Origin of the sequence: Paraplanobispora siamensis (genome assembly GCF_016863175.1) — a bacterium.
Classification (GTDB): Bacteria; Actinomycetota; Actinomycetes; order Streptosporangiales; family Streptosporangiaceae; genus Planobispora; species Planobispora siamensis.
Genome location: NZ_BOOJ01000080.1, coordinates 26,595 through 47,343 on the forward strand (window position 1 = coordinate 26,595; position 20,749 = coordinate 47,343).

The window sequence follows — 20,749 nt, forward strand, 5'->3', positions numbered from 1 at the left end:
CGGGTGGACCGTACGCGCCTGTACCGGGACGGCGTCCTGGTCAAGGAGAACTTCCCGATCGACGACGTCTCCGAGTGCGTCGGCGATCCGGGGGCCGTCGTCTGGTTCGACCTCTGCGAGCCCGCGGACGGGGACCTGGCCAAGATCAGCGAAGAGCTCGGCCTGCACGAGCTGGCCGTCGAGGACGCGCTCCACGACCGCCAGCGGCCGAAGGTGGACGCCTACGACGGCCACCTGTTCATCACGGTCTACGCCGCCGAGCTGGTGAATGGAGAGATCGAGTTCGTCGAGCTCTCGCTGTTCGTGACGGGGAACGCCCTCGTCACGGTGCGGTCGAGCGCGGACTTCGACATCGACGAGGTGCTCAGGCGCTGGGACGCCGACCCGGAGATGGCCAGGTACGGCGTGGCCTACCTGCTGCACGGACTGCTCGACCACGTCGTGGACGGCTACTTCGAGGTGCTGCAGCCGCTGGACGCCCAGCTCGAGGCGCTGGAGGACGAGCTCTTCGACGGGGGAGCGGTGGACCTGCGCAGCCGGCACCGCGAGACCTTCACCCTGCGCAAGAACCTGCTCCGGTTCCGCCGGCTGGCGCTGCCGGTGCGCGAGATCGTCGGCGGGCTGATCCGCCGCGGCGCCGAGATGATCGACCCCGCGCTGATGCCGTACTACCAGGACGTCTACGACCACACCCTGCGCGCCGCCGAGTGGACCGACTCGCTGCGGGAGCTGGTGGGCAACATCCGCGAGGCCCACCAGAACCAGCAGGGCTTCAAGCTCAACGAGATCATGAAGAAGGTCACCAGCTGGGCGGCCATCATCGCGGTCCCCACCCTGATCACCGGTTTCTACGGGCAGAACGTGCCCTATCCCGGCTCAGGCGAGCCGCTCGGATTCTGGTCCTCGACGATTCTGATCATCCTGGGCGGCCTTCTGCTCTACCGTGCCTTCAAGAAACGCGACTGGCTGTAGGCGCCCGGCCCGGGGCCCGGTGTCAACCAAGCCGATCGCGGGAATGAGTCAAATCTGGGCCGTTTTACCCTGTGGAGGCGTGGGTGAGCGTGCGGGGGGTTGCCTTCGCTCTGCTGGGAGCTCTGGTGATGTTCTCGCTGACGACCCGGGAGGACGTCGGGGCCAGGGTGGCGCCGCTGGACAACCCCGAGGGGGTCAGGCCGGGGCTGGCGCCGGTCACCGCCGGGGACAGGAGCGAGGCCAGGCGGCTGATCGGCAGGCTGAGGGTGGCCCGGATGGGGTCGAAGGCCGGTTACAGCCGAGCCCGGTTCGGCAAGAACTGGGCGGACACCGCCACCGGCGTGCCGTACGCCCGCAACGGCTGCCGCACCCGCGACGACCTGCTCGCCAGGGACGGGGAGAACATCGAGTACCGCGGCGGATCCGGGTGCGTCGTGGTCGCGATGGACCTGCGCGACCCCTACACCGGCAGGACCCTGCGGTGGAGCAAGCGGCGGGCGGACGAGGTCCAGGTCGACCACGTCGTCCCGCTGTCCTACGAGTGGCGGATGGGCGCCTCCCGGTGGACCCCGTCCAAACGGGCGCGGATCGCCAACGACCCGCTCAACCTCATGCCCGTCGAAGGCGCCGTCAACGAGGACAAGGGCGGGTCGGGACCGGCGAAGTGGCTCCCGCCGTGGCGGAAGGTCCGCTGCGCCTATGTCGTGCGCTTCGCCCAGGTCGCGCTGAAGTACGACCTGCCGGTGACCCGGGCCGACAAAGCCGTCATGCTGTCCCAGTGCCGTTAGACGAGTAGGTCCTGAAGCTGGAAGCGGGTACGGCAGTGCGGGTCAAGCGGGTGAGCCCACCCGTGGCGGCGGACGCAGCCCGACCTGCGTTGCCGCCCGCATCGCCCAGTGGATCCCGGCGTCGACCGCGGCGATCCGGCACAACCGCGCCACCGGCCAGTCTGTCACCCGGTCGTTGATCGCCTACGACCACTGACCGGACTTCGCACTTACTCGTCCAGAGGGCCTACAGGGTGTCTGACATTCGGGTCATCGGGGTGCGAGGCCGTCCAGGACGAGGGCGAACAAGTGGTCGCGCCGTTCCTCCAGGGACGGGGCCTGGTCGGTGATCCAGCTCAGGGCGTTGGCGAGGGCGAACAGGTCGGTGCGGTCGATGTCCGCGCGGACGCGGCCCGCCGCCTGGGCGCGTTCCAGCAGGCGGCCGACCGCGGCGCGCATGGTGTGACAGGACGCGGACAGCGGTGACGTCTCATCGTTGACGGTGGCCATCATCGAGGCCGCCAGGCCCCGGTAGGCGCGGGCGCCCTCGACGAACTCGCGCAGCCACGTCGTCAGCGCCTCGTACGGCGGAGCGTCGGAGGCGAGGGTCTCGGCACGGGCGGCGAGAGTGTCGAAACGGTCCCGCAGCAGAGACTCCAGGAGCGCTTCACGGGTCGGGAAGTGGCGGTAGAGGGTGCCCAGGCCGACTTCGGCGCGGCGGGCGATGTCGCGCAGCGAGGCGTCGGTGCCCTGCTCGGCCACCACGACCCGGGCCACGGCGAGCAGGCGTTCCCGGTTGCGGCGGGCGTCGGCGCGGGGCGCGCGGTCGGCTGTCGGGGCAGGGGTTTCGGGCATGCTTGCGGCCTTCGTCTTGACAAACGGAGCACTGCTCCGATTATGATCCGGAGCGCTGCTCCGCATTTTAGTCGAGTCGTCCACCATGCAGGGAGACGCCCATGTCCGCGACCATGCACGCCGTACGCCTGCACGCCTTCGGCGGCCCGGGGGTCCTGACATACGAGGAGATCGGCCGGCCCGAGCCGGGCCCCGGCGAGGTGCTGATCCGCGTCCACGCCGCCGCGTTCAACCCGCCGGACCGATACGCCCGCCTCGGCTACGCCAACATCCCCGAGAGCCTCCGCCCGCGCCTCGCCCTCCCCCACCTGCCGGGGTCCGACGTGTCCGGCGTCGTGGCCGCGCTCGGTCCCGGTGTCACGGAATGGCAGGTGGGCGACGAGGTGTTCGGGCTCGTCCGGTTCCCCTCGGACCCCGGGCGCGGCGGGCGGGGGTACGCCGAGTACACCACCTCCCCGGCCGGTCACCTCGCCCGCAAACCGGCGTCCGTGGACCACGTGCACGCGGCCGGGGTGCCTATGGCGGGGCTGACCGCGTACCAGTTCCTGTTCGACCTGATCAAGCCTCGGCCCGGCGACCGGGTGCTGGTCAACGGGGCCGCCGGCGGGGTGGGCCATTTCGCCGTACAGCTCGCCAAGGACGCCGATGCCCATGTGATCGGCGTGGCGTCCGGCCGGCACGCCGCCTTCCTCAAGGAACTGGCGGTGGACGAGTTCGTCGACTACACCGCCGTCGCGGCCGAGGACGTCGTGAGGGACGTCGACCACGTGATCGACTGCGTCGGCGGTCCCGGCGCGCACCGCTTCCTGGCCGTGCTCAAGGACGGTGGCACGATCACTCCTGTCTTCCTCGGTGACTACCGGCTGGAGGAGGCCGCCAGGCGGGGCATCCGGCACGTGCGAGGGCAGGTGCACTCGGACGGCCGGCAGATGGGCGAGCTGGCCCGGCTGCTCGGGGAGGGCCGGCTGCGGGTCGGCGTCGACAGCGTCTATCCCCTGCGGGACGCGGCCGGGGCCCACGAGCGGGCGGAGCGGGGGCACGTCCAGGGAAAGATCATATTGCGGGTGGCGTCCTAGGTGAGCAAGTCCTGAAGCGGAGAGCAGTACGGCGATGCGTACCGGGCGGACGAGCCCACCCGTGAGGCGTGTCCCCGCTGGGCCGGGTGCTGCCCGCCCACGCCGCGCCGCACGGCGGCCGAGCCTGGCCGTCACGCCAGAGCGCACATGACGAAGGGTGTCGAGGAGCGAGGTGCGACCGACACCCTCACCACCCTTTGCGACCGCACCGGATGTCAGGATCGACGACGGGCTCGAGCGCCCAGCACGACCGGGGCGCCCACCGCGACTGACCGACGCCGAACTGCTCCCTGGATCGCCCAGGCGCCGCTGGGCATCGCCTCCGAGGCCCGCTGGCTGCGCTTGTCCCGGCGCATCTGCCGGGCGCCTTTGCCGACCTGCCCGGCCAGTCCGGCTACACCAAGCGCCTGCGCGCCGCGCTGTCGCTTACGATCACTGACCGGACTTCGGACTTATTCGTCTAGAGCGGCTGGCGTTCGGCTCGCCGTAGCCGTCTTTGCCGCACTCGTAGCGGCGATGGTGACGCCCGTCAGAAACGTCGCAGGATCGCCTGCTTGGCCACGGTGAACTCCTCCTCGGTGAGCACGCCCTCCCGGTGCAGTTCACCGAGCTCGCGCAGGCGCCGCAGGAGCGCGTCGTGGTCGGCCGTCTCCGCGGCGGGAGGGGCGGACTCCGGAGCGGCCCCGGCGGTCCCCTCCGCGGTCCTCCCCGCGGCTCGCTCCGCGGCCCTCTCCGTGACCCTCTCGGGGGAGGGGACGGCCGGGGTCTCCGCGGGATCGGGGGCCGACGGGTGCGGCAGCCGGGCGAGGATGGCCGCCAGGAACAGGGCGGTGGTGCGGGTCTCCTTCTCCAGACCCCACAGCACCAGGCAGTGCGGGTCGTGCTTGGGGGCCAGCTTGGGAGCGAGATTGTGGGCCGAGCCCCTGACGTGGAAACGGACATGGCCGTTCTCCAGGCCGGCGGCGGGGATCCACTCCACGCCCGTCAGGTCCTTCAGCGTGAACTGCTGCGGCCCGGCCTCCTTCTTCGAGCCCTCCACCGCCCAGTTCCACTGGATGCGGATCGTCTCGCCGTCGAAGGTGGCCGTCCCGTCGCCGGCCGCCACCGTCCGCGGCACGTCCGGGCCCGGCATCAGATAGCGGTCGGCGGGGCCGGACGGCACCTGCTCGATGATCAGGGCGTTGCGGACCTCGTCCACGAGATACTCGGCCGCCCCGCCCCGGTCGGGGTCGACGGTCATCTGGTAGGGATCGGCCGCCTCGGAGATCCGGCCGCCCGCGGCCTGGGTGAAGGGATCGGCGCCCTCACGCAGGCGCAGCCGGAGCCGCCCGCCCTTCTTGCCGGGCTCGTAGGAGATCCCGGCCACCGCGGCCAGCGGGACGGTCACCTCTCCCATCAGCTGCCGTAGCTTGTTGACCCCTCTGTCGCGGCCGGGCACGATCCGTACGATCTCCCCGTCGAACGTCCACGCCCCGTCGCGCCCCATGACCTCAGCCATGATCCGATCCTATGCGGCTTCCGGTGTCCGGCTCCGCCCCGGACCCCGGGTCCGGCGCGGAGGGGCGGGTCCGGCGGCGACCGGGCGGGTCTTCTATCCTTCGGAGCGAACCCCGATCCCGCGGCGAAGGAACACCCGTGACCTCTTCGGCCTCTGCCATCTCCTCGGCCCTGAGCGGCGACGAGCTGGCCGTCCTGCGCGACCGTGCTCTCCGCGACTACGACGAGCTGGTACGGCGCGGCCTGTCCCTCGACCTCACCCGGGGCAAGCCGTCCCCGGCCCAGCTCGACCTGTCCGCCGAGCTGCTGACGCTGCCGGTGAAGGGCCACCACGCGGCCGACGGGACCGACACCCGCAACTACGGCGGGGTGCAGGGCCTCGCCGAGATCCGCGAGATCTTCAGCGGCCCGCTCCAGGTCCCGGCGGCGCAGCTGGTCGCCGGAGGGAACTCCAGCCTCACGTTCATGCACGACAGCGTCGTCCACGCGCTGCTCAGCCCGCTGCCGGGCGCCGCCCGCCGCTGGGCGGACGAGCCCCGGATCGCGTTCCTGTGCCCGGTCCCCGGCTACGACCGGCACTTCGCCCTGTGCGAGCGCTTCGGCATCGAGCTCATCTCGGTGCCGATGACCGCCGAGGGGCCCGACATGGACGTCGTGGAGCGCCTGGTCGCCGAGGACGCCCAGATCAAGGGCATCTGGTGCGTGCCCAAGTACAGCAACCCGGACGGCGTCTGCTACAGCGACGAGACCGTGCGCCGCCTGGCCGCCATGCCGACCGCCGCCCCGGACTTCCGGATCTTCTGGGACAACGCCTACGCCGTCCACCACCTGACCGACACCCCCGTCGAGATCGCCGACGTGCTGGCGCTGTGCGCCGAGAACGGCAACCCCGACCGGCCCTTCGTCTTCGGCTCCACCTCGAAGATCACCTTCGCCGGCGCCGGGGTGTCCTTCTTCGGCTCGTCCCCGGCCAACGTGGCCTGGTTCCTCGGTCACCTGGGCAAGAGCACCATCGGCCCCGACAAGATCAACCAGCTCCGCCACGTGGAGTTCCTCCGTGACGAGGCCGGGGTGCTGGAGCACATGCGCCGTCACCGCGAGCTGCTGCGGCCGAAGTTCGACGCGGTCGAGGCGATCCTGTCCAAGGAACTGGGCGGGACCGGGCTGGCCTCCTGGTCCACCCCGGCGGGCGGCTACTTCGTCAGCCTCGACGTGCTGGAGGGCTGCGCCCGCGAGGTGGGGCGCCGCGCCGCCGAGGCGGGCATCGCCCTGACCCCGGCCGGCGCCACCCACCCCTACGGCAAGGACCCCCGCGACAGCAACATCCGCATCGCGCCCAGCTACCCGAGCCTGGAGGAGCTGGAGCAGGCCATCACCGGCCTGACCGTCTGCGTGCGCCTCGTGGCGACGGAGAAGCTGCTGGCGGACGCCCGGTAACCGCCTCCGCGCGTACGGCCTCCGCTCCCGATGGAACCGGATGTCACACAACGCGGGGTCGTCTCGTCCTCATGGCGTGAACGATGAAGATCTCGATCGTCGCGTGGACGGCGAGGGGCTTCGCGTGGACGACGGGGGGCTTCGCGTGGACGACGGGAGGCCCCGTGTGAGCGACGAGGCGCTCGCCGCGGAGTTCACCGCCATCCGGCCCCGGCTGGTGGGGGTGGCCTACGGCCTGCTCGGCAGCGTGGACGAGGCCGACGACGTGGTGCAGGACGCCTGGCTGCGCCTGGTCCACGCCGACCGGGCGCAGATCCGCGACATCACCGGATGGCTGGTGGTCACGGTCTCCCGGCTCGCTCTGGACGTGCTGCGCTCGGCCCGCGTGCGCCGGGAGGAGTACGTGGGACCGTGGCTGCCCGAGCCGGTCGTGGAGGGCGGGGACCCGGCGGAACGCGTGACGCTGGACGAGTCGATGAGCATGGCCATGCTGGTCGTGCTGGAGTCGCTCAGCCCGGCCGAGCGCACCGCGTTCGTCCTGCACGACGTGTTCGGCCTCTCCTTCGCCGAGGTGGGCCGGGCCGTGGGGCGCACCCCCGCGGCCTGCCGTCAGCTCGCGGCCCGGGCCAGGAAGCACGTCTCGGCGCGCGCCCCCCGGTTCGACGTGGACACGGTCGAGCACCGCAAGGTGGTGGACGCCTTCGCCGAGGCGACGGGCGGGCGGAACATGGACGCCCTGCTGGCGCTGCTCGATCCGGACGTGGTGCTGGTCAGCGACGGCGGCGGAGTCGTGCGGGCGGCCCGGCGGCCGATCTTCGGCGCGGCGAAGGTCGCCCGTTTCGTCGTCGGTACGGCCGAGCGCTTCGGCGCCCGGCACCGGCTGCGTCCCTCGACGGTCAACGGCCGTCCGGGGCTGCTCCGGTTCCACGGGGACGAGCTCGTCGGCGTGATGAGCCTGACCGTCTCCGGCGGGCGGATCACCGAGATCGACATCGTGATGAATCCGAACAAGCTGAGGAGACTCAAGTGAAGCCACGGATGAACATCGCGGAGCTCGCCCCGGAGGCGTACAAGGCGATGCAGGGCCTGGAGCGGTTCCTGCGCACGAGCAGCCTGCCGCACAGCACGCTGGAGCTGGTGAAGCTGCGTGCCAGCCAGATCAACGGCTGCGGCTTCTGCGTGGACATGCACTCCCACGACATGAAGAAGGCCGGGGAGAGCGACGAGCGGATCTTCGCGGTCGCCGCCTGGCGGGAGGCGCCGTACTTCACCGGCGCCGAGCGGGCCGCGCTCGCCCTGGCCGAGGAGGCCACCCGGCTGGCCGACCGGGGCGGGGCCGTACCCGACGCGGTGTGGGAGGAGGCGGCGCGGCACCACGACGAGGAGACACTGGCCGCGCTGGTGGTGGCGATCGCCACGATCAACGCGTGGAACCGGATCGGCGTGACCACCCGCCTGGTCGCCGGCTCCCACCGCCACGCCTGAGCCCGGCGGCCCGACCCGCCCCGGGCCCGGACCGGCTGAGCCCGGCGGGCCTGAACCGCCCCGGGTCCGGATCACCGGACCCGGGGCGGGTCGAGCTCCGGAATCCGGGTCCCTCCCGGGGCCCTGTTCCGCTCCCCGGGACCCGGACCCGATCAGGACGGTGCCATCACGGCTCTCGGAGATGTTCCGCGATCCGGCCGCGGGACCCGACGGACTTGGCCCGGCTCTGCAGGCCGCGCTCGCCGGCGTCGAGATCCTCCTCCTCTGCGGGATCACGCGGGATCGAGCGCAGGATCTCGTCGATGTTGTCGTAGGTCCCCAGCGGCAGCGCGGACAGCGCCCGGATGGCCTCATCCTGCGCTCCGGCGCCGATCGCGTGCCGTACCACCGTCTGCTTGTCGGCCGGATAGTCCAGGCTCATCAGAGCACTGCGGACGAGATCGGGGTCGGTTTTCAGCGTCATGTCACTTCCCCTCCTCACCCCGGGTCGGCCGTTCGGCCTTGGGGCCGTTGGCACGGTCGCCACCGACCTTGCGCGGGCGCTTGGCCGGGTCCGAGTGCATGGTCTTGTCGACGCGCTCCTTGAGCTCCTTCTCGCTCATCCCCCGGTCGTGCTCCAGGTTCTTACGGAGCCGGGCGCGTTCGGTGTCATATGAGTGACTGCCAGGACGAGGCATGAAATATCACTCCTTTCCCCCATACCTCGGTCCGTTACCCGGCCTACCAGCCGTCACACCTCCACTACGGACCGTCTCAATCCAGGAGTGCGAGTACCCGGACGGCGGCCTCGGCGTGCGGCAGCACGTGCCGTACGGGCACCTCGCGTGGCGAGCACTCCGGAGATCCCGGCGGGTCAGTGTTCGAGTTCGCCGAGGACGAGGCGGTTGCAGAAGCAGCACTTGTAGAAGATCGTCCCGACCTCGCGCCACCTGCGGTTGAGGAGGAAGAGCCGCAGGACGGCGTGCGGGACGCCCGTGTCGGCCTCCTCCATGAGCGCCTCCCACTCCCGGCGGCCCGGCAGGAACACCCGGGAGCGGGCGATCCTGCGCAGCCTGTCCGGGTCGGCGTCCGCACCGAGCGCCTCCAGGGCGTCGGCGAGGTCTTCGATCGCGTCGTCGCACTCGTCGTGGAGGGACCTGATCGACGGCATGCGCGAGGAGAGACCGGAGAAGTAGAGCCTGGCGAGGTCGGCGGCCATCCGGAAGGGATTGTCGCCGTCGACGCGGTCGAGGTCGGGCAGGAGTTCGACGAGCCGTTCGGCCAGTTCGTCGAACCGGCCGCTCCAGTCGAGGATCGGGTCGTCCGAGTCCTCGTCGTCGGAGGAGCTCCACCGCCGGCGGTCCCGGGCCGCGCGCGGGGGGAGCGGGCGCAGGTCCCGCTCGGTGAGGGGCTCGGACCGGAGGTACATCACGAGCACGCCGACGACCACGGCCACGGTGACGACCGTGACGGCGGCGAGGAGCCACAGCGCGATCGTCACGACGGCCCCGGCGATCGCCCCGGCCGCCTCGCCGGCCGAGGGATAGTTGACCGCCACCCAGACGAAGACCCCGACGGCGCCGCAGAACAGCAGTGTCTTGACCAGCCGCCAGCCCGCCTGGCTGCCGAGGAAGGCGAGGAACACCGCCAGCAGCACGGCGAAGAGCGGATCCTTGAGCACGGCGAGCGCGCCGTCCCACACGTCGGTGCCTGCCAGGTCCATGGCTGCGCCTCCTCCGGCGTCCTGCGGCGACCTCGGTCAGGGCAGCAGGATGGGCGAGGGGGGTTGCAGCCCGATAGAAGAACGCTTATCCGGCGATCTCGGGGGTGATCTCGGGGCGGTGCCAGGGCAGCACGATCGGCTCCTGCGGCGGGTCGGAGAGCAGCCGCTCCAGCAGTGCCGCGAGATCGACGGGGATGGTGAACTCGCCGCCGGTCCGCAGCTCGGGCAGGGTCCACCAGCGGAAGGTGTCGAGCAGGGAGTGTTCGAGATCCTCCATGCCGGAGACGTCCACGACCGGTTCGGACAGGCGCAGCAGGAAGTAGGAGTCCTCGGCGCGGAACAGCCTGCCGTCGCGGTCGCGCCAGTAGCCGGAGCTGACCGCGACCACCGGGCCGAAGTCCTCGGGGGAGACGGTGTTGCCGGTCTCCTCGCGCAGTTCCCGGGCGGCCGCCTCGGTGAGGGTCTCCCCGGGGTCCACGCCGCCGCCCGGCGTGAACCAGGCGTATTCGGGGTTCTCTGTCGGGCCGAGACCGCGCCACAACAGGATCCGGTCGTCGTCGTCGAGAAGGAGGATGCGGGCGGTGGGACGGTGGATCGCTTCAGGCACGACGGCGAGCATAGACACGGCCGCCCGGAGGTGCCCATCGTTTTTCCCCGCCCGGCCGCGCGGACCGTACGGCGCCGCCGAGGTCGGCCGCGCGGGCCGTACGGCGCCGCCATGATCGGCCGCGCGGGCCGTACGGCGTCGCCGGGCTACGCGCCGCGCGGTTTCGCGCGGACGTGCACGCGTTCGCCCTGCGGCCCGAACAGGCTGAGGACCTCCACCGGCGCCTCCCCGGTGCTGCCGAACCAGTGCGGCAGCCGGGTGTCGAACTCCGCGGCCTCGCCCGACTTGAGCACGATGTCGTGCTCGGCGAGCACCAGGCGCAGCCTGCCGCTGAGCACGTACAGCCACTCGTACCCCTCGTGCGTGCGCGGCTCGGGGTCGGACCGGGTGACGTCGATGACCATCTTGAACGCCTGCAGCCCGCCCGGATGCTGGGTCAGCGGCACGATCGTCGAGTCGTCCCTCCTGAACGGCTTCAGCCGTACCCGCGGATCACCCACCGGCGGCGCGCCGACGAGCTCGTCGAGCGGCACCTGGTAGGCGCGCGCGAGCGGCAGCAGCAGCTCCAGGTTGGGCTTGCGCTCCCCGGATTCGAGGCGGGACAGGGTGCTGACCGAGATGCCGGTGGTCTCCGCGAGCCGGGTCAGGGTAATCCCGCGCCTGGCGCGCAGCTCGCGCAGCCGGGGACCCACGGAGGCCAGGACCGCGGTGTCGTCGTTTGCCATATCGGCAAATCTACTTTGCTGTCTTCGCCGGTGGGCGGCACCGTGGACACGCCCGCACCACGTCCGGTACGGCCCAGCCCCACGGAACGGAGTCCACGATGAAGTCACCTGTCGCGGAAAGAGGCGGACCGGCGGCCGGGCCCGCGCAACGGGCGCCCTCGGTCCGGTGGGCGCTCGCCGGCCTCTCGCTGTCCATGCTGCTGTCCTCGCTCGGCATCAGCGTCGCCAACGTCGCCCTGCCGACGCTGGCGCAGGCGTTCACCGCCTCCTTCCAGGCCGTCCAGTGGGTCGTCCTGGCCTATCTCCTGGCCATCACCACCATGGTCGTCAGCGTCGGGCGGCTCGGTGACATCGTCGGCCGCCGGCGGCTGCTGCTGGCCGGGATCCTGCTGTTCACGGCGGCCTCGGTGCTGTGCGGCGTCGCGCCGACGCTCTGGGCGCTGGTCGCCGCCAGGGCGGTGCAGGGACTCGGGGCGGCCGTCATGATGGCCCTCGCCATGGCGTTCGTCGGCGAGACGGTCCCGAAGGCCAGGACCGGCAGCGCCATGGGGCTGCTCGGGACGATGTCCGCGATCGGCACCGCCCTCGGCCCGTCGCTCGGCGGCCTCCTGATCTCCGGAATCGGCTGGCGGGCGATCTTCCTGGTCAACGTGCCGATGGGCGTCCTGGCCCTCGTTCTCGCACGCCGCCACCTGCGCGCCGACGACCGGGGGCCGCAGGCCGGCCGGGCCCGCTTCGACCGGGTGGGCACGTTGCTGCTCGCCCTGGCGCTCGGGGCCTACGCGCTGGCGATGACGACCGGGGACGGCGCCTTCGGCCCGCTCAACGCGGTCCTGCTGCTGGCCGCCGTCGCCGGAGCCGGTCTCTTCCTCCTCGTCGAGACGAGGACGGCGTCGCCGCTGATCCGGCCGGCGATGTTCCGCGATCGGGCGCTGAGCGCGAGCCTCGCCATGAACGCGCTCGTCTCGACGGTGATGATGGCCACGCTGGTGGTCGGGCCGTTCTATCTGTCCCGCGCGCTCGGTCTCGGCGCGGCCGCCGTCGGGCTCGTCATGTCGGCCGGCCCGCTCGTCTCCGCGCTGACCGGTGTGCCGGCCGGCCGCGTAGTGGACCGTCTCGGCACGCGCCGCATGACCGTCGCCGGGCTCACCGGCACGGCCGCCGGCTGCCTCGGTCTGTCCGCGGCGCCGTCCGCGTCCGGGATCTTCGGCTACCTCGTCCCCATCGCCGTCACCACCGCCGGCTACGCCCTGTTCCAGGCGGCCAACAACACCGCCGTCATGGCGGAGGTCCACCCCGACCGGCGGGGTGTCGTGTCGGGCATGCTCACCCTGTCGCGCAACCTCGGGCTCGTCACCGGCGCGTCCGTCATGGGCGCCGTGTTCGCGCTCGCGTCGGCGGCGGCCGACATCACGACGGCGCGGCCCGAGGCGGTGGCCACCGGCATGCGCACCACCTTCGCGGTCGCGGCCGTCGTGATCGTCGTCGCCCTCGTCGTCTCGACCCTCAGCCGGTCGTCGTCAGCGCGTCCTTCCCCCGGGGCAGGCCGAGCTCTCCGGTAGGCACGCGGTAGGTCTCCCGGGCGGTGGCGACGGCCACGGCGCTGATCGCGCACAGGATGCCGGTGAAGATCGCGACCCCGGTCCAGCCCCGCAGGCCCAGCCAGCCCTCCGGGGTGACGATCCCGGCGGCGGTGGCCACCGCGAAGCCGGCGATGGCGAAGCCGATCTGGGTGCCGATCGCCATGCCGGACAGCCGGACGCGGGTGCTGAACATCTCGCCGTACAGCGACGGCCAGATGCCGTTGGAGGCGCTGTAGACGACGCCGAGGGTGAGGATCCCGACCAGGAAGATCAGGGGGTAGCTCCTGGAGTTGATGGCCGCCAGATAGAAGAAGATCATGATCGGGCTGCCGATCGCGCCGATGAGGAAGACCGGCTTGCGGCCGATGCGGTCAGACAGAGTTGCCCACAGCGGCAGCGCCAGGAGGGCGACGGCGTTGGCGGCGGTGCTGACCCAGAGCATGGTGGCCCTGTCCAGGCCGACGGCGTCGCCGGTGGCGTAGTTGAGTGCCCAGACGGTGAAGATGGTGCTGACCGTGGCGATCAGGGCGGCGCACACCACCCGCAGCACGCTGCGCCAGTGGTCGCGGAAGAGCAGGGCCAGCGGGACCCGCGGCACGGTGCCCTGGGCGACCTCCTGCTCGAAGGCGGGGGTCTCGTCGAGCTTGCGCCGGATGACCCAGCCCGCCACCGCGACGGCGACGCTGAGCCAGAACGGCACCCGCCAGCCCCAGCTCAGCAGCTGCTCCTCGGGCAGGGCGGCGACGGGGATGAAGACGAGGGTGGCCAGGATCTGGCCGAACTGCGTGCCGTTGAGGGTGAAGCTGGTGTAGTAGCCGCGGCGGTTCTCCGGGGCGTGCTCCAGGGTCATGGAGTTGGCGCTGGCCTGCTCGCCGGCGGCAGACAGCCCCTGCATGACGCGCAGGATCACCAGCAGCACGGGGGCGAGGCCGCCGACCTGCTCGCGGGTGGGCAGGCAGCCGATGAGGAAGGTGGACACGCCCATCAGGATCAGCGTGAACACCATGATCTTCTTGCGGCCGAACCGGTCGCCGAAGTGGCCGAGGAAGAAGGCGCCGACCGGCCGGGCGGCGTAGGCGACCCCGAAGGTGGCCAGCGACTGGAGCGTCGCGGTGGCGGGGTCGGAGTCGTCGAAGAAGACCTTGGAGAAGATCAGGGCGGCGGCGCTGCCGTAGATGAAGAAGTCGTAGTACTCCAGCGCGCTGCCGATCCAGGCGGCGACGGCCGCCTTGCGAGGTGTGCCCCGATGAACGGCGTGTGGAGAGTCGGTCACGATGGCTCCTTAGTGTCTGTCGCCGCGCCGGTAACCGGCACCCCCCACCGCCGGACCATGTTACGAACTAGATAGTTAATTAATGTGGCTGCAATGGTGCGGTGGCCTGCCGGGCGTGTCAAGAGGGCTTCACGTATGGGGTTGCGTGCCCTATAACTAACTCACTGGTTCGTACATTAGAGGGTGATGCCCGGCTCGCCCGCTGGAGGAGAAGAACCGATGAAACCGATGAAGTCGTACCTGATCGGGCTGATCGGTTCCGGCATAACGACGTCGCTGAGCCCGGCCCTGCACGAGGACGAGGCCGTCCACCACGGGCTGCACTACGTCTACCGGCTGCTCGACACCGACGTGCTGGGCGAGGACGTGGGCGAACTGGTCCGTACGGCCCGCCGCATGGGCTACGACGGGCTGAACATCACCCACCCGTGCAAACAGGCCGTCATCCCCCACCTGGACGAACTGTCGGCCGACGCGGCCACGCTCGGCGCGGTCAACACAGTGGTCTTCGACGGTGACCGGGCCGTCGGCCACAACACCGACTGGACGGGCTTCGCGGAGTCCTTCGCGCGCGGCCTGCCGGACGCGCCCACCCGCCGGGTCGTCCAGCTCGGCGCGGGGGGCGCGGGCGCGGCCGTCGCCCACGCGCTGCTCACCCTGGGCGCCGACCGGCTCACCGTGGTCGACGCCGAACCGGAGCGCGCGGCCCGGCTCGCCGCCGAGCTGGCGGACCGGTTCGGGGCCGGGCGGGCGCGCTGCGCGGCCCGGGACGACCTGCCCCGGCTGCTCACCGATGCCGACGGACTGGCGCACGCCACCCCCGTCGGCATGGAGCACCACCCGGGCCTGCCGCTCCCGGCCGAGTCGCTCCGCCCCGACCTGTGGGTGGCCGACATCGTCTACCGGCCGCTGGAGACCGAGCTGCTCAGGCAGGCCCGTGCGCTCGGCTGCCGGACGCTGGACGGCGGCGGCATGGTCGTCTTCCAGGCCGCGCACGCCTTCCGGCTGTTCACCGGCCGGGCGCCCGACGCCGAGCGGATGCTCGCCCACCTGGTCGACCTGGTCGCCGCCTGAGGGAGGGAACGTGCGCAAGTCCATCGCCACCGTGTCGGTGAGCGGCACTCTGACCGAGAAGCTGGAGGCGGTCGCCGCCGCCGGGTTCGACGGTGTGGAGATCTTCGAGAACGACCTGCTGACCTGCCCCCTGCCGCCGGAGGAGATCCGGTCGCGCGCCGCGGACCTCGGCCTGACGATCGAGATGTACCAGCCGTTCCGCGACTTCGAGGCCATGCCGGAGCTGGATCTGCGCCGGGCGGAGCGCAAGTTCCAGCTCATGGAGCGGCTGGGCGCCGGCCTGCTGCTGGTCTGCTCCAACGTCTCCCCCCGCGCCGTCGACGACGACGATCTGGCCGCGGAGCAGCTGCGGCTGCTGGCCGAGCGGGCGGCTGGGCACGGCATCCGCATCGCCTACGAGGCGCTGGCCTGGGGCCGGTACGTGAACGAGTATCTGCACTCCTGGCGGATCGTGCGCATGGCCGACCACCCGAACCTCGGGGTCTGCCTGGACAGCTTCCACATCCTCTCGCGCGGCTCCGACCCCATCGGCATCGAGGCGATCCCGGGCGAGAAGATCTTCTTCCTGCAGCTGGCCGACGCGCCGCTGCTGGCCATGGACGTGCTGCAGTGGAGCCGCCACTACCGCTGCTTCCCCGGGCAGGGGAGCTTCGACGTGGCCGGGCTCCTCACCCACGTGCGGAACGCCGGATACACCGGGCCGCTGTCCCTGGAGGTCTTCAACGACCACTTCCGCCAGGCCGACGCGCACCGGACCGCCGTGGACGCGATGCGCTCGCTGGTCGCCCTGGAGGGCTCCGCCCACCCCGCCGAGCCGCCCACCGGCTTCGCCTTCGCCGAGCTGGCCGCCCCGCGGGACCCGGCCGGGCTGCGCGACCTGCTCACCGCCCTGGGGTTCGCCCGATCGGGCGCGCACGGCAGCAAACCCGTGGAGCTGTGGGAGCAGGGCCGGGCGCGGCTGCTGCTGAACCGCACGGGCGAGGAGGCCGCGCTGGCCGCGATCGGGCTGGAGAGCCCCGAGCCCGCCGACGCCGTCAAGCGCGCCGAGTCGCTGCTGGCGCCGGTGCTGCCGCGGGAGCGCGCGCCGCGGGAGGCGCCGCTGGACGCGATCGCCGCCCCGGACGCCACGCAGATCTTCCTGTGCCGCACGGCGCAGCCGTACGGCTGGCGCGAGGACTTCACGCAGGACGGGCCGGCGGCCGGGCCCGCCGCGGGCGGGATCACCCACCTCGACCACGTCGCGCTCGCCCAGCCCTGGCACTACTTCGACGAGGCCGAGCTGTTCTACCGCAGCGTGCTGGGCCTCACCCCGCAGGAGAGCCTCGAGTTCCCGGACCCGTACGGCCTGCTGCGCAGCAAGGCGATGACCGGCCCGGCGGGCGGGCCGCGCATGGTGCTCAACGTCGCCCAGGTGGGCGCCGGGCAGGCCCCGTCCCAGCACGTCGCCCTGGCCTGCGACGACATCCTGGCGATCGCCCGCAGGCTCCGGGCCGAGCGCCCGGACCTGCTGCTGCCCATCCCCGGCAACTACTACGACGACCTGGAGGCCCGGCACGAGGTCGACCCCGCGCTGCGCGAGCTGGGCGTGCTGTACGACAGGGACGAGGACGGCGAGTTCCTGCACCTCTACACGATCACCGTGGGCCGGGTCTTCTTCGAGGTCGTCCAGCGGGTGGGCGGCTACCACGGGTACGGCGCCGTCAACGCGCCCGTCCGTCTCGCCGTACAGCACGCACACGCTCACTAAGATGGACGAATGACCTCTCAGCCCGCCGCCGCGGAACGGCAACGTGACGCCGACCGCACCAAGGCGGAGATCCTGGAGGTCGCCCGGCGGGAGTTCGCGCGTCGCGGATACGCCGGGGCGCGCGTGGACGAGATCGCCGATCTCATGCGCACCACCAAGCGCATGATCTACTACTACTTCGGCAGCAAGGAACAGCTCTACATCGCGGTCCTGGAGCAGGCCTACACCGAGGTCCGCGAGGCCGAGCGGCTGGTCGACGTGGAGCACCTGGCCCCCGTCGAGGCCATCCGCACGCTGGCCGAGCTCACCTTCGACCACCACGACGCGCACCGCGAGTTCATCAAGCTCGTCGCGATCGAGAACATCCACCAGGCCGAGCACATCCGCAAGTCCGAGGTGCTGGCCAACCTCGGCACCCCGGTGCTCGACCTCATCGGCCGCATCCTTCGGGCCGGCACGGCGAGCGGCGACTTCGTCACCGAGGCCGACGCCATCGACGTGCACATGATGATCAGCTCGTTCTGCTTCTTCCGCGTGGCCAACCAGCACACCTTCGGCGCCCTCTTCGGCCGCGACATGGCCGCCCAGGAGCACCGCGACAGACTGCGCCGGATGGTCGGCGAGATGGTGGTGGCCTACCTCCGCGGAGCCGGTTCGCCGGATCATCCGCCGGATCAAGGGTCACGATAGACGCGCCGCCCTCGGCGTCCCATCCTCCGAACGGAGGATGCCGGCCGTCGTCCGTCCGCCGCCGACATGCGCCCTGCCGCGCGATTCGGAGACCGGGGCCCTCCTCGCACACTCGGTGGGAACTCACCGAACCGAGGAGGGAACATGGTCGCCACCCTGGGACTGCGCCCGGTCGGAGAGGGCGAGCGCCAGCTCGCCCCCGACCTCGCCAGAGGAGTCATGCTGGCGCTGATCGCCGTGGCCAACTCCGCGATCTACCTGTACGGCCGGCCGTACGGCATCCGGCAGCACATCATCGAGCACGACCTGCCGGACCGGACGGCGGCGGCCCTGAGCATGGCGTTCGTGGACGGGCGGGCCTACCCGATGTTCGCCGCGCTGTTCGGCTACGGCATGGTGCAGATCTGGAACCGGCGGCGGGACGACGTCGAGGGACGGCGGGTCCTGAAGCGGCGGAGCCTGTGGCTGCTCGCGTTCGGGGCGGTCCACGCCGTGCTGCTGTTCTCCGGGGACGTGCTCGGGGTCTACGGCCTGCTCGGGCTCGCGACAGTCCGGCTGCTGCGGGTGCGCGACCGGACCCTGCTGGTCCTCGCCGGAGTCTGGCTCGTCCCCGTCGCCCTGCTGTCCGCCCTGGCCTACAACACGCCCCAGGCCACGTACCAGCGGACCATCTTCTGGTCGTACGCGGTGGAGGACCCGCTGACGGCGCTGGCGCTGCGGCCGATCGAGTGGGTGATGACCCCGGTCGGGATGGCGGGCGTGTTCACCGCCGGGCTCGTGGGCGTCTGGGCGGGGCGGCGGGAGCTGCTGGCCGTACCGGACGCGCTGGTACGGCGGGCCGCGGTGTGGGGACCGGTCACCGGGGTGCTCGGCGGGCTGCCCCTGGCCCTGACCGCGACCGGGTTCCTCGAGGCGGGCGAGCCCGCCGCGCTGATGGCGCTCAACGCCGTCCACATGGTCTCGGGCATCGCCGCCGGCCTGGGGTACGCGGCGCTGATCGCCCTGCTCGCGCAGCGGATCGGGACGCGGCGCGGCCCGCTGGTGACCGCGCTGTCGGCCTGCGGCCAGCGCTCGATGACGAGTTATCTTCTCCAGTCCGTGGCCTTCGTGGCGCTTCTGCCCCCTTATACGATCGGGCTCGGCGGGTGGCTGGGATCGGCCGCCACGGTCGCGCTGGCCCTGGGCACGTGGGCCGCGACGGTGGTCGTGGCCGAGTCCATGCGCAGGGCAGGAGTGCGCGGGCCCGCCGAGACGCTGCTGCGGCGTCTGGCCTATCCGCGCGGCTGAGAGCGAGGACGGCATGCTGCGGGTCCGCGACTGGGACAGGGCGTGGCGCACCCTGTTGCCGGTCCTCCTGGGAGTGGCGGCCCTGATCGCGGTGGCCGACTCGTCGGTGCCGTGGCGCGAGCGGGCCGTCACGGTCGCGCTGGCCGCCGCCGTGGGGGTGTGGCACTGGTGGATGGTGCTGGCGCACCCCCGCTGGCCGGAGCGGGCGCTGGTGCCGATGGCGGTCTACTTCACCGTGCTCACCGTGCTGACGTGGGTGCTGTTCTCGCGTCATCCGGCGTACGGGCTCCTGGTGCTCGCCTGCTTCCCCACGGCCTTCGCGACGCTTCCCGGCCGGTACGCCTACCTGGGGGTGGCCGCCACGGCGATCGTCATCGTGGGCGGCCCGCTCGCCCTTCTGCAGGCCGGTGATCCCTGGCCGATCGCGTCGGCGCTCACCGGAGCGGTGCTGGCGGCGTTCATCGGCTGGAGCATCAGGGCGATGGAGGCCGAGGTCAGACGCCGGCACGCCGCCAACCGGGCACTGGAGAGCGCCAATCAGGCGTTGGAGAGCGCGAACTCCCGCCTGGCCCAGCTCGGAGAGGAGAACGCCGAGCTGCAGGGCAGGCTGCTGGCCGCGGCGCGCCAGACCGGCGTCGCCGGAGAACGCGGCCGGCTGGCGAGGGAGATCCACGACACCGTCGCCCAGGGTCTGGCCGGCATCGTCACCCAGCTCGAAGCCGCCGAGGAGGTCGCGAACGACGCCGAGACGGTACGGCGCCGCCTGGCCGTCGCGCGGAAACTGGCCAGGGAGAGCCTGGCCGAGGTCCGCCGCTCCCTGGACGACCTGCGCCCCGGGCCGCTGGCGGAGACGAAGCTGCCCGAGGCGCTGTCGGAGCTGGTGTCCGGCTGGAGCGCCGCGAACGAGCTGCCCGCCACGCTCACCGTCACCGGCACCGCCCGGCTGCTGCACCCCGAGGTCGAGGTGGCCCTGTACCGGGCCGTGCAGGAGGCGCTGGCCAACGTGGCCCGGCACGCCGGGGCCGGCAAGGTCGGCGTCACCCTGTCGTACATGGAGGATGTGGTGGCGGCCGACATCCGGGACGATGGGGTGGGATTCACCCCGTCCCAAACGGGCGGGGGAGGCTTCGGGCTCACCGCCATGCGCCAGCGGGTCGTCAGGCTCGCCGGGAACGTCGAGGTGGAGTCCGCGCCCGGTCAGGGCACCGCGATCAGTGTGACGGTCCCCGCGATCCCCGCGGCGGCCGGACGGAGGTGACGTGAACGTACGGCTGGTGATCGTGGACGACCACCCCGTCGTACGCGACGGCCTGCGCGGCATGTTCGTCGAGCAGGCCGACCTGGAGGTCGTGGGCGAGGCGGAGGACGGGGAGCGCGGGCTCGCCGTGGCCGCACGGGAGCGCCCCGACGTCGTGCTGACCGACCTGCACATGCCCGGCCTCGGGGGAGCGGACTTCATCCGGCTGCTGGCCGAGCGGGTGCCGTCGGCCCGCGTGCTGGTCCTGACCACCTACGACGGCGACGACGACGTGCTGCCCGCGCTGACCGCGGGCGCGGTCGGCTATCTGCTCAAGGACTCCCCGCGCGACGAGGTCTTCCGCGCGGTGCGCGCGGCGGCGGTGGGAGAGACGGTGCTGTCCCCGTCGGTGGCCGCCCGCGTGCTCAACCGGGTCCGCACGCCCGCCCCCGCCGAACTGAGCGAGCGAGAACGGGCCGTGCTCGGCCTGGTCGCGCGGGGCTGCACCAACAAGGAGGCGGCCGCGGAGCTGTTCATCAGCGAGACGACGGTCAAGACCCACCTGGCGCACATCTACACGAAACTGGGCGTCTCCGACCGGGCCTCAGCCGTGGCGACCGCCTACAGCCGCGGCCTGCTGCCCTGACACACCGGGGAGACCGCCGGCCGGGCTGTTTTCCGAGTTCCGGTGATCGTCACGACGGAGAAGTTAGGCTTTCCTTGATCAAAGAGGCT

Annotated in this window: 21 protein-coding genes and 2 pseudogenes; 15 read left to right on the forward strand and 8 right to left on the reverse strand. The window is 71.9% G+C overall.

Annotated elements, in window-relative coordinates; genetic code table 11:
- The first annotated feature begins 3 nt into the window (after positions 1 to 3).
- The 3 genes and pseudogenes from Psi01_RS39310 to Psi01_RS44735 form a co-directional block, all read left to right on the forward strand.
- Positions 4 to 972, forward strand: a complete 969-nt coding sequence (locus tag Psi01_RS39310; RefSeq protein ID WP_204069277.1) for a magnesium transporter CorA family protein — start codon at positions 4 to 6, stop codon at positions 970 to 972.
- Between the two features lie 83 nt (positions 973 to 1,055).
- Entirely contained in the window at positions 1,056 to 1,760 is a 705-nt protein-coding gene (locus Psi01_RS39315; RefSeq protein ID WP_204069278.1) for an HNH endonuclease family protein, read from the forward strand.
- Between the two features lie 67 nt (positions 1,761 to 1,827).
- Positions 1,828 to 1,956, forward strand: a pseudogene (locus Psi01_RS44735) (IS982 family transposase); the annotation flags it as partial.
- A 53-nt stretch (positions 1,957 to 2,009) separates the two neighbouring features.
- Here Psi01_RS44735 and Psi01_RS39320 read toward each other — a convergent pair.
- Positions 2,010 to 2,594, reverse strand: coding sequence for a TetR/AcrR family transcriptional regulator (locus Psi01_RS39320; RefSeq protein ID WP_204069279.1), 585 nt, complete (start codon positions 2,592 to 2,594; stop codon positions 2,010 to 2,012).
- A gap of 101 nt (positions 2,595 to 2,695) precedes the next feature.
- Here Psi01_RS39320 and Psi01_RS39325 point away from each other — a divergent pair, with 101 nt between their 5' ends.
- Together Psi01_RS39325 and Psi01_RS44740 are read left to right on the forward strand one after the other, a co-directional pair.
- Entirely contained in the window at positions 2,696 to 3,670 is a 975-nt protein-coding gene (locus Psi01_RS39325) for an NADP-dependent oxidoreductase (protein WP_204069280.1), read from the forward strand.
- 172 nt (positions 3,671 to 3,842) lie between these two features.
- A pseudogene (locus Psi01_RS44740) lies at positions 3,843 to 4,098 on the forward strand (hypothetical protein); the annotation flags it as partial.
- A 101-nt stretch (positions 4,099 to 4,199) separates the two neighbouring features.
- Here the strand turns inward: Psi01_RS44740 and Psi01_RS39330 are convergent.
- The gene (locus Psi01_RS39330; RefSeq protein ID WP_204069281.1) at positions 4,200 to 5,168 is read right to left on the reverse strand and encodes a DUF4429 domain-containing protein; all 969 of its coding nucleotides are present in this window, start codon (positions 5,166 to 5,168) and stop codon (positions 4,200 to 4,202) included.
- A 158-nt stretch (positions 5,169 to 5,326) separates the two neighbouring features.
- On the opposite strand from Psi01_RS39330, the gene Psi01_RS39335 reads away from it, so the two are divergent.
- The 3 genes from Psi01_RS39335 (at position 5,327) to Psi01_RS39345 (ending at position 8,089) form a co-directional block, all read left to right on the forward strand.
- Positions 5,327 to 6,604 carry an aspartate aminotransferase type Ic gene (locus tag Psi01_RS39335; protein ID WP_204069305.1) on the forward strand — a complete coding sequence of 426 codons (1,278 nt, stop codon included), beginning with the start codon at positions 5,327 to 5,329 and terminating at the stop codon, positions 6,602 to 6,604.
- Between the two features lie 166 nt (positions 6,605 to 6,770).
- Positions 6,771 to 7,634: an RNA polymerase sigma factor SigJ gene (gene sigJ / locus Psi01_RS39340; RefSeq protein ID WP_239128382.1), complete on the forward strand. Its 864-nt coding sequence runs from the start codon at positions 6,771 to 6,773 to the stop codon at positions 7,632 to 7,634.
- Positions 7,631 to 8,089: a carboxymuconolactone decarboxylase family protein gene (locus Psi01_RS39345; protein WP_239128383.1), complete on the forward strand. Its 459-nt coding sequence runs from the start codon at positions 7,631 to 7,633 to the stop codon at positions 8,087 to 8,089. The genes sigJ and Psi01_RS39345 overlap by 4 nt, the downstream gene beginning before the upstream one ends.
- Positions 8,090 to 8,255: 166 nt before the next feature.
- Here Psi01_RS39345 and Psi01_RS39350 read toward each other — a convergent pair whose 3' ends face one another.
- The 5 genes from Psi01_RS39350 to Psi01_RS39370 form a co-directional block, all read right to left on the reverse strand.
- The gene (locus Psi01_RS39350; protein ID WP_204069283.1) at positions 8,256 to 8,552 is read right to left on the reverse strand and encodes a DUF2795 domain-containing protein; all 297 of its coding nucleotides are present in this window, start codon (positions 8,550 to 8,552) and stop codon (positions 8,256 to 8,258) included.
- A 1-nt stretch (position 8,553) separates the two neighbouring features.
- Entirely contained in the window at positions 8,554 to 8,766 is a 213-nt protein-coding gene (locus Psi01_RS39355; protein WP_204069284.1) for a hypothetical protein, read from the reverse strand.
- Between the two features lie 176 nt (positions 8,767 to 8,942).
- Positions 8,943 to 9,791 carry a RidA family protein gene (locus Psi01_RS39360; protein WP_204069285.1) on the reverse strand — a complete coding sequence of 283 codons (849 nt, stop codon included), beginning with the start codon at positions 9,789 to 9,791 and terminating at the stop codon, positions 8,943 to 8,945.
- Between the two features lie 85 nt (positions 9,792 to 9,876).
- Positions 9,877 to 10,398 (reverse strand): NUDIX hydrolase, encoded by a 522-nt coding sequence (locus tag Psi01_RS39365; RefSeq protein ID WP_204069286.1) that lies wholly within the window; start codon positions 10,396 to 10,398, stop codon positions 9,877 to 9,879.
- 146 nt (positions 10,399 to 10,544) lie between these two features.
- Positions 10,545 to 11,123 (reverse strand): helix-turn-helix domain-containing protein, encoded by a 579-nt coding sequence (locus Psi01_RS39370; protein ID WP_204069287.1) that lies wholly within the window; start codon positions 11,121 to 11,123, stop codon positions 10,545 to 10,547.
- A 98-nt stretch (positions 11,124 to 11,221) separates the two neighbouring features.
- Between Psi01_RS39370 and Psi01_RS39375 the strand changes: the two genes are divergently transcribed.
- Positions 11,222 to 12,685 carry an MFS transporter gene (locus Psi01_RS39375; RefSeq protein WP_204069288.1) on the forward strand — a complete coding sequence of 488 codons (1,464 nt, stop codon included), beginning with the start codon at positions 11,222 to 11,224 and terminating at the stop codon, positions 12,683 to 12,685.
- Here Psi01_RS39375 and Psi01_RS39380 read toward each other — a convergent pair.
- The gene (locus tag Psi01_RS39380) at positions 12,630 to 13,979 is read right to left on the reverse strand and encodes an MFS transporter (protein ID WP_239128384.1); all 1,350 of its coding nucleotides are present in this window, start codon (positions 13,977 to 13,979) and stop codon (positions 12,630 to 12,632) included. The two genes, Psi01_RS39375 and Psi01_RS39380, sit on opposite strands and share 56 nt — an antisense overlap.
- A gap of 219 nt (positions 13,980 to 14,198) precedes the next feature.
- On the opposite strand from Psi01_RS39380, the gene Psi01_RS39385 reads away from it, so the two are divergent.
- From Psi01_RS39385 to Psi01_RS39410, 6 genes are all read left to right on the forward strand, one after another.
- Positions 14,199 to 15,053 (forward strand): shikimate dehydrogenase, encoded by an 855-nt coding sequence (locus Psi01_RS39385; RefSeq protein WP_239128385.1) that lies wholly within the window; start codon positions 14,199 to 14,201, stop codon positions 15,051 to 15,053.
- Between the two features lie 10 nt (positions 15,054 to 15,063).
- Entirely contained in the window at positions 15,064 to 16,800 is a 1,737-nt protein-coding gene (locus tag Psi01_RS39390) for a bifunctional sugar phosphate isomerase/epimerase/4-hydroxyphenylpyruvate dioxygenase family protein (RefSeq protein ID WP_204069290.1), read from the forward strand.
- 9 nt (positions 16,801 to 16,809) lie between these two features.
- Positions 16,810 to 17,490 carry a TetR/AcrR family transcriptional regulator gene (locus tag Psi01_RS39395; RefSeq protein WP_204069291.1) on the forward strand — a complete coding sequence of 227 codons (681 nt, stop codon included), beginning with the start codon at positions 16,810 to 16,812 and terminating at the stop codon, positions 17,488 to 17,490.
- A 144-nt stretch (positions 17,491 to 17,634) separates the two neighbouring features.
- Positions 17,635 to 18,777 (forward strand): DUF418 domain-containing protein, encoded by a 1,143-nt coding sequence (locus Psi01_RS39400; RefSeq protein ID WP_204069292.1) that lies wholly within the window; start codon positions 17,635 to 17,637, stop codon positions 18,775 to 18,777.
- Between the two features lie 13 nt (positions 18,778 to 18,790).
- Positions 18,791 to 20,035: a sensor histidine kinase gene (locus tag Psi01_RS39405; RefSeq protein ID WP_204069293.1), complete on the forward strand. Its 1,245-nt coding sequence runs from the start codon at positions 18,791 to 18,793 to the stop codon at positions 20,033 to 20,035.
- 1 nt (position 20,036) lies between these two features.
- On the forward strand, positions 20,037 to 20,660 hold the full coding sequence (locus Psi01_RS39410; RefSeq protein WP_204069294.1) for a response regulator: 624 nt from the start codon (positions 20,037 to 20,039) through the stop codon (positions 20,658 to 20,660).
- Positions 20,661 to 20,749: the final 89 nt, after the last annotated feature.